At 72.4% G+C, this 7,687-nt stretch carries 8 protein-coding genes; 4 read left to right on the top strand and 4 right to left on the bottom strand.

Annotation, left to right across the window (positions count from 1 at the left end):
• The first annotated feature begins 23 nt into the window (after window positions 1-23).
• From argJ to B7L92_RS11685, 4 genes are read left to right on the top strand one after another with little or no spacing between them, the layout of a single operon-like run.
• A complete protein-coding gene (gene argJ / locus B7L92_RS11670; protein WP_081237357.1) occupies window positions 24-1,175 on the top strand; it encodes a bifunctional glutamate N-acetyltransferase/amino-acid acetyltransferase ArgJ in 1,152 nt (383 codons plus the stop codon).
• Entirely contained in the window at window positions 1,172-2,074 is a 903-nt protein-coding gene (gene argB / locus B7L92_RS11675; protein ID WP_004990433.1) for an acetylglutamate kinase, read from the top strand. Before argJ ends, argB begins: the two co-directional genes overlap by 4 nt.
• Before the next feature lie 8 nt (window positions 2,075-2,082).
• Window positions 2,083-3,288 carry an acetylornithine transaminase gene (locus tag B7L92_RS11680; protein ID WP_081237364.1) on the top strand — a complete coding sequence of 402 codons (1,206 nt, stop codon included), beginning with the start codon at window positions 2,083-2,085 and terminating at the stop codon, window positions 3,286-3,288.
• A gap of 7 nt (window positions 3,289-3,295) precedes the next feature.
• Entirely contained in the window at window positions 3,296-3,835 is a 540-nt protein-coding gene (locus B7L92_RS11685; protein WP_081237358.1) for an arginine repressor, read from the top strand.
• Between the two features lie 85 nt (window positions 3,836-3,920).
• On the opposite strand, the gene B7L92_RS11690 is transcribed toward B7L92_RS11685, so the two are convergent.
• From B7L92_RS11690 to B7L92_RS11705, 4 genes are all read right to left on the bottom strand, one after another.
• Window positions 3,921-4,721 carry an FAD:protein FMN transferase gene (locus tag B7L92_RS11690; RefSeq protein ID WP_255310889.1) on the bottom strand — a complete coding sequence of 267 codons (801 nt, stop codon included), beginning with the start codon at window positions 4,719-4,721 and terminating at the stop codon, window positions 3,921-3,923.
• Window positions 4,714-5,490 carry an FMN-binding protein gene (locus B7L92_RS11695; protein ID WP_081237360.1) on the bottom strand — a complete coding sequence of 259 codons (777 nt, stop codon included), beginning with the start codon at window positions 5,488-5,490 and terminating at the stop codon, window positions 4,714-4,716. The genes B7L92_RS11690 and B7L92_RS11695 overlap by 8 nt, the downstream gene beginning before the upstream one ends.
• Window positions 5,491-5,529: 39 nt before the next feature.
• Entirely contained in the window at window positions 5,530-6,912 is a 1,383-nt protein-coding gene (locus B7L92_RS11700; protein WP_081237361.1) for a ferredoxin reductase family protein, read from the bottom strand.
• An 86-nt stretch (window positions 6,913-6,998) separates the two neighbouring features.
• On the bottom strand, window positions 6,999-7,687 hold a 689-nt coding region (locus B7L92_RS11705; protein WP_174703953.1), incomplete at its 5' end, for a L,D-transpeptidase family protein.

A 7,687-nucleotide genomic window follows, 5' to 3' on the forward strand; every position in this document is an offset into this window, starting at 1 on the left:
GGAGAAGCGAACGAGGAGACACCGTGAGTGTGACGGCAGCAAAGGGATTCACGGCGGCGGGCATCGCCGCCGGGATCAAGGAGAACGGCAATCCCGACCTGGCCCTCGTGGTCAACAACGGCCCCCGCCGCGCCGCCGCCGGCGTCTTCACCTCCAACCGCGTCAAGGCCGCCCCCGTGCTCTGGTCCGAACAGGTCCTCAAGAGCGGTCAGCTCTCCGCCGTGGTCCTCAACTCCGGCGGCGCCAACGCCTGTACCGGACCCAAGGGCTTCCAGGACACCCACGCCACCGCCGAGAAGGCCGCCGAGGTGCTCGGCGTCGGCGCGGGCGAGGTCGCCGTCTGCTCCACGGGACTCATCGGCGTCCTGCTCCCCATGGACAAGCTGCTCCCCGGTGTCGAGACCGCCGCGGGCCGGCTGTCCGAGCACGGCGGCGAGAAGGCCGCCATCGCCATCAAGACCACCGACACCGTGCACAAGACGTCCGTCGTGACCAAGGACGGCTGGACCGTCGGCGGCATGGCCAAGGGGGCCGGCATGCTCGCCCCCGGCCTCGCCACCATGCTCGTCGTCCTCACCACCGACGCCGACCTCGACAGCGCGGCCCTGGACCGGGCCCTGCGCGCCGCGACCCGGGTGACCTTCGACCGCGTGGACTCCGACGGCTGCATGTCCACCAACGACACCGTGCTGCTGCTCGCCTCCGGCGCCTCCGGAACCGCTCCGGAGTACGAGGAGTTCGCCGAGGCCGTGCGGGCCGTCTGCGACGACCTCGGGCAGCAGCTCGTCCGGGACGCCGAGGGCGCCAGCAAGGACATCAAGGTCGAGGTGGTCAACGCCGCGACCGAGGACGACGCGGTCGAGGTGGGCCGCTCCATCGCCCGCAACAACCTCCTCAAGTGCGCGATCCACGGCGAGGACCCCAACTGGGGCCGGGTGCTCTCCGCGATCGGCACCACGCGGGCCGCCTTCGAGCCGGACCGGCTGGCCGTCGCCATCAACGGGGTCTGGGTGTGCAAGAACGGCGGTGTCGGCGAGGACCGCGAGAAGGTCGACATGCGCTACCGCGAGGTGCACATCGTCGCCGACCTGGCCGCAGGCGACGAGACCGCCACCATCTGGACCAACGACCTCACCGCCGACTACGTCCACGAGAACAGCGCGTACTCCTCATGACCGCCACACGCAAACACACCGCGCTGCCCAAGGCCCAGATCCTCATCGAGGCGCTGCCCTGGCTGACCCGGCACCACGGCAAGACCGTCGTCATCAAGTTCGGCGGCAACGCCATGGTCGACGAGGAGCTCAAGGCCGCCTTCGCCCAGGACGTGGTCTTCCTGCGCCACGCCGGCCTCAAGCCGGTCGTCGTGCACGGCGGCGGCCCGCAGATCAGCCGGGCGCTCGAAACGCACGGCATCGTCAGCGAGTTCAAGGCCGGCCTGCGCGTCACCACCGAGGACGCCATGGACGTCGTCCGCATGGTGCTGGCCGGGCAGGTGCAGCGGGAACTGGTCGGACTGCTCAACCGGCACGGACCGTTCGCCGTCGGCCTCACCGGCGAGGACGCGCACACTCTCACCGCCACCAAGCACCAGCCCCGGATCGACGGCGAGTTGGTCGACATCGGGCGGGTCGGCGAGATAACCGAGATCGACACGGGCGCCATCGAGGCGCTGCTCGCCGACGGCCGCATCCCGGTCGTCTCGTCGGTCGCCCGTTCCCAGGACGATCACCATGTCTACAACGTCAATGCTGATACGGCGGCTGCGGCACTCGCTGCTGCACTGGGCGCCGAAACCCTCATGGTCCTCACGGACGTCGAGGGGCTCTACGAGGACTGGCCGAACTCCGACGAGGTGATCAGCCGCCTCACCGCCTCCCAACTCGAGAAGCTCCTGCCGGAGTTGTCCTCCGGCATGGTGCCGAAGATGGAGGGCTGCCTGCACGCCGTGCGCAACGGGGTGACCACCGCCCGTGTCATCGACGGCCGGGTCCAGCACTCGATCCTGCTGGAGATCTTCACGGACGAGGGCATCGGCACGATGGTCGTGCCCGACGAACAGGGGGAGTCGTGAGCGACACCGTGTCCAACCAGGAGCTGACCGCCCGGTGGCAGGGCGCGCTCATGAACAACTACGGCACCCCGCGGCTGCCCCTGGTCCGCGGTGAGGGCGCCCGGCTGTGGGACGCCGACGGCAACGCGTACCTCGACTTCGTCGGCGGCATCGCGGTCAACGCCCTCGGCCACGCCCACCCGGCGGTCGTGGAGGCCGTCAGCAGGCAGATCGCGTCCCTCGGCCACGTCTCCAACCTCTTCATCGCCGAGCCGCCGGTCGCCCTCGCCGAACGGCTCCTGAGGCACTTCGGCCGCGACGGCAGGGTGTACTTCTGCAACTCCGGCGCCGAGGCCAACGAGGGCGCCTTCAAGATCGGCCGGCTGACCGGGCGGACCCGTATGGTCGCCACCGACGGCGGTTTCCACGGCCGCACCATGGGCGCCCTCGCGCTCACCGGCCAGCCCGGCAAGCGGGAGCCGTTCCTGCCGCTGCCCGGTGACGTCACCCACGTCCCGTACGGCGACGCGCAGGCGCTGGCCGCCGCGGTCACCGAGGACACGGCGCTGGTGGTCATCGAGCCGATCCAGGGCGAGAACGGGGTCGTCGTCCCCCCGCCCGGCTACCTCAAGGCCGCCCGCGCCATCACGGCCGCCACGGGTGCGCTGCTGGTGCTGGACGAGGTGCAGACCGGGGTCGGCCGCACCGGCAACTGGTTCGAGTACCAGGCCCACGAGGGCGTCCTGCCCGACGTCGTCACCCTCGCCAAGGGACTCGGCGGCGGACTGCCGCTCGGCGCCACCGTCGCCTTCGGGCGCGCCGCCGACCTGCTCCGGCCCGGCCAGCACGGCACGACCTTCGGCGGCAACCCGGTCGCCTGCGCCGCCGGACTCGCCGTTCTCGACACCATCGAGAACGAGGGACTGCTGGAGAACGTCAAGCGGCAGGGCGAGAGGCTCCGTGACGGAATCGAGGCCACCGGCCACCCGTTGGTCGACCATGTCCGGGGTGCGGGCCTCCTCCTGGGTATCGTGCTCACCGAGCCGCTCGCGCCCCAGGCGCAACAGGCGGCTCAGGACGCCGGATTCCTCGTGAACGCGCCCGCCCCCGATGTCGTACGGCTGATGCCGCCGCTGACCCTCGGGGACGACGCGGTGGACGCCTTCCTCGGGGCGCTGCCCGGCATCCTGGACGAGGCCGGCCGGGCAGGCGGGGAAGGACGATCCGGAGAATGAGACGACGATGAGCCAGGAGCAGGGCCAGGGACCGCACGCCGGGCCCGCCGTGCCGCAGACCCGCACCGCGCGCCACCGCCGGATCGTGGACATCCTCAACCGGCAGCCGGTGCGGAGCCAGAGCCAGCTGGCGAAGCTGCTCGCGGACGACGGACTGAGCGTCACCCAGGCGACGCTCTCCCGGGATCTGGACGAGCTGAACGCGGTGAAGATCCGCAACACCGACGGCGACCTCATCTACGCGGTGCCGAGCGAGGGAGGGTTCCGGACCCCCCGGGCGCCCCTGGGGGAGTCGGCGAAGGAGGAGCGGATGCGCAGGCTCTCCGCGGAGCTGCTGATCTCCGCGGAGGCGTCGGCCAACCTCGTGGTCCTGCGGACCCCTCCGGGGGCCGCCCAGTTCCTGGCCTCGGCGATCGACCAGGCCGAACTGCAGGACATCCTGGGAACGATCGCGGGCGACGACACGCTGTTGCTGATCAGCCGTGATCCCGTGGGCGGCCAGGCCCTGGCGGACCACTTGCTGAGGCTGGCGCAGAACGGCCACTGAGCGGCGTGGCGCGGTCGGGGCCCGGGGCGCGCGTCCTCGTGCGGCCGGTCGCGCGGTGCCCCGCTCGCCCCGAACGGTGCCGCGTTCATCCCAGTCGGGCGGCCAGCCCTCCCGTGCACCGCACCTCGTCCCCCGCCGTGATCAGCAGCGCCTCGACGTCCGGCAGGGACTCCAGCCAGGCGAGGGCCTGCCGCGACCCCATCGCGAAGGCGGCCGTGGCCCAGCAGTCGGCCCAGGTCAGGCGGGGGGCCACCACGGTGACGGCGATCAGGTCGGTGACCGCGGAGCGGCCGGTGCGGGGGTCCACGATGTGGTCGCCGCGCTCCGCCGTGCCCGAGGTGGCCACGGCCAGTTCGTCGACGCCGGCGGCCGAGACGACGGCGGCGAGACCGCCGGGGCGCAGCGGGTCCGACACACCCACCCGCCAGGGCCGCTGTGCTCCCGGCGCCCCCAGCAGTTGGACGTCCCCGCCCCCGTTGACGCTCACCCCCGTCGCCCCGGCCGCGGCGAGCGTCCGTGCCGCCCGTTCGGCGGCCCAGCCCTTGACGATCCCGGTGGGGTCGAGGCGGCCCCGGTAGCGCGGGCTGAACCAGCCGTCGCTCGTCCGTTCCGCCTCCGCGGCCAGCTCCAGCACCTCGGCGACCTCGGGATCACACTCCTCGACGGTCAGCTCGCCGCGCGCCAGACGGGAGATCTGGCTGTCGTCGCGGTACGTGCTGAACACCTCGTCGACCCGGTGCAGCCCGGCGACCGCCGCCTCCAGCGCCGCGCGCACCGCACGGGGTTCCCCGCCGCGGACGTCGAGGGAGAAGACGGTCCCCATCGTCTCCTCCGCGTGACGCACCGCGGCGGGCGTTCCATCGGGTTCGGCCACCGTGTCAGCCACCGGCCTTGTCCAGTGCCGACTGGAGCGACTGCCGGTAACCCGCGCTGGTGTAGGTGGCTCCGGAGACCGCGTCGATCTCTGCGTTGCCGGCCGCGACGGCGGCCTGGTTGAGCCGGGGGACGGCGTTGGAGGTGATCCGGTCGCTCTGTCCGCCCTTGGGGGCCTGGACGGCTTCGGCCTTGGTGATCTTTCCGCCGCTGACGGTGATGCGGACCTGTACCGCGCCGTACTGGGTCTGGGCGGCGTCCCCGGTGACCGTGCGGGCCTGCGCGCTTCCGGAGCCCTGCCCGGAGCCGGCCGACCCCGATGCCCCGGAGGACCCGGCCGCGCGTGCCTTGTCCAGTGCGGACTGGAGCGACTTCTTGTATCCGGTGCTGGTGTAGGTGGCTCCGGAGACCGCGTCGATCTCCGCGCTCTGTGCCGCGACGGCGGCCTGGTTGAGTCGGGGGACGGCGTTGGAGGTGATCCGGTCGCTCTGTCCGCCCTTGGGGGCCTGGACGGCTTCGGCCTTGGTGATCTTTCCGCCGCTGACGGTGATGCGGACCTGTACCGCGCCGTACTGGGTCTGGGCGGCGTCCCCGGTGACGGTGCCGTTCCCGATGGGCTGGGCGCCGCCCTGCGGGGACTGGGCCGCCGCGGGCGGGACCGCGCCGCCGGCGGCGGCCGAACCGGGGTCGGACGCCGGCTTCAGCGACAGCAGCAGCACGATGCCGGAGACGGTGGCGGCGGTGGCCAGCACGGCACGCCGGACGGGGTGACTCTTCCTCATCGCTTCTCAAGCTCCTGATGGGTGTGGACGGCCCGTCGCTCACATCTCGAACGACTCGTGATGGATACGGCGAGCGGGGACTCCCGCGCCGCGCAGTGCCTCGTAGACCGACTGCGCGAAGCCGGGCGGCCCGCACATGAAGACGTCGTGGCGATCGATGTCCGGGATCTTGCGCTGCAGGCTCTCCGCCGAGATGTCGGGGCGCTCCCCGTCGGGGCTGTTCACCGCGTACATCAGCCGGGCGCCGCGCTCGTCCGCGATCTTGGCCAGCTCGCCCCACAGCGCCAGGTCCTGCGTGCTGTTGGCCCGGTAGAGCAGGGTGATGTCACCGGAGGCGCCGGGCAGCGTCTCGAACAGCGCGCGCATCGGGGTGATGCCCACGCCGCCCGCGACCAGCAGCACCTTGCCGCGGCTGCGGCGCTGCGCGGTCAGCGCCCCGTAGGGGCCTTCCGCCCACACGCGGGTGCCGGGCTCCAGCTCGCGCAGCCGGGAGGTGTGGTCGCCGATCGCCTTCACCGTGATCCGCAGCGTGTCCGGGCGGGGCGCCGCCGACAGCGAGTACGGGTGGGAGCTGAACCGCATCCCGGGCGCCAGGAACCGCCAGCGGAAGAACTGCCCGGCCTCCGCGCCCATCCGGTGCAGCCTGCGTCCGCCGATCAGCACCGACACGACGCCCGGGGTCTCCTCGATGACCGCCTCGACCCGCATCCGGTGCCGCAGGTTCAGCCGGATCGGGGTGATGATCCGGTACCACAGGACCAGCGCGGTCACCGCGCCGTAGAGCCCGTACCAGAAGGTCTTGGCGGACGGTTCGACGGCGAACTCGTTGCCGGTGGTGATCTGGTGCCAGAACGTCAGGTACACCGCCGCGTAGGTCAGCAGGTGCACGTGGTACCAGCCGTCGTACGGCAGCCGGCGCCGGATCCCTCCGATGGAGAGGAAGGCGATGACGAAGAGCAGACCGGTCCCGATGGCGGCCTTGCCCATGTCCGGCAGCGTGTCGATGGAGGTGATCGTCTGCTGGACGATGTCACCGAGGGTCTTGCCCGCCTGGAGGGCGTAGCCCCACATGATGAGGAAGACGTGGGCGATGACCAGGCAGACGGTGTAGCGACCGCTCATCGCGTGCCAGCGCGCGACCCGGTCCGAGCCCACCCGGCGTTCCAGCGCGGGCACCCGCGCCATCTGCAGCACCACGAGGGCCATCAGATAGCCGGCGAGCAGACCCGTGATCCGGCCCGCGGCGACGATCCTGCCGGTGGTGTCCGCGATGGACGGTGTACTGGTCCACCACAGCCACAGCACGGCCGCCCCGCCCGCCCCGACGGCGAGCAGCAGGGGCACGGCAGGGGAGCGGCGCGGACGGATGCGGCGCATCGTCTGGCGGCGGGCGGCACGGCCGCCGGCGAGCGTGGTGGTCACGGTTCCTCCGTGGGACTTGGCCCTGGGTCCACACATACGTGCCGTGACGCGGGAGTGTTCAGAGGAGATGCCGCCGCGTTGCCGCCTCAGTACCGGGTGATCGCCGTGCGCCCGCTCTCCGTCCCGATCGCGAGGTGCGGCCCCCGCGCGGGGTCGGCCCAGCGCAGGATCCGGCGCATCGCCTCCTCGGGCACGGACACGCATCCCGCCGTCGCCCCGCGCCCATGGACGTGCAGGAAGATGCCGGCGCCCCGACCGCGCACCGGACGGTGGTAGTTGAAGTCGACGACGAGGGCGTGGGCGTACTGCGTCCGGTAGGTGATCAGGTGCTCCGCCTCGGCGGCCCGGCAGTCGGCCGCGAGGGGTTCGGTCCAGCGGTTGTAGGAGTGCGAGTCGCCGTCCTGGCACCACCAGGAGTCCTGGCGTACGGGGCGGTACGGGTACGCCGTCCCGCGCGGCGCCGCCTCGGTGCCGAAGGCGTACGGCAGCCCGTAGAGCCCGGTCGGCGTGGTGTTCGTGCCCTGGCGCCGTGCGGTCCCCTCGACGAGCCCGTTCGCCCCGAAGCGGGCCCCGGCGGTACCGGCGGCCACCCAGCGCCCGTCCTCGAGGTCCCACCAGGTGACCGTGCCGGAGGTCGCACCGGTTACCGGGGCGACGGCCGTGATCAGCTGGGTGCCGCCCCCGGTGTCCGCCATCCGCTCCGGCAGGGGCGCGGACGGCTGTCCGGAGCCGGGCGCGAACAGGGACAGGGCGGCGAGGAGGGCGGCGGGGGCGG

The organism is Streptomyces viridosporus (assembly GCF_002078235.1).
Lineage (GTDB): Bacteria > Actinomycetota > Actinomycetes > Streptomycetales > Streptomycetaceae > Streptomyces > Streptomyces viridosporus.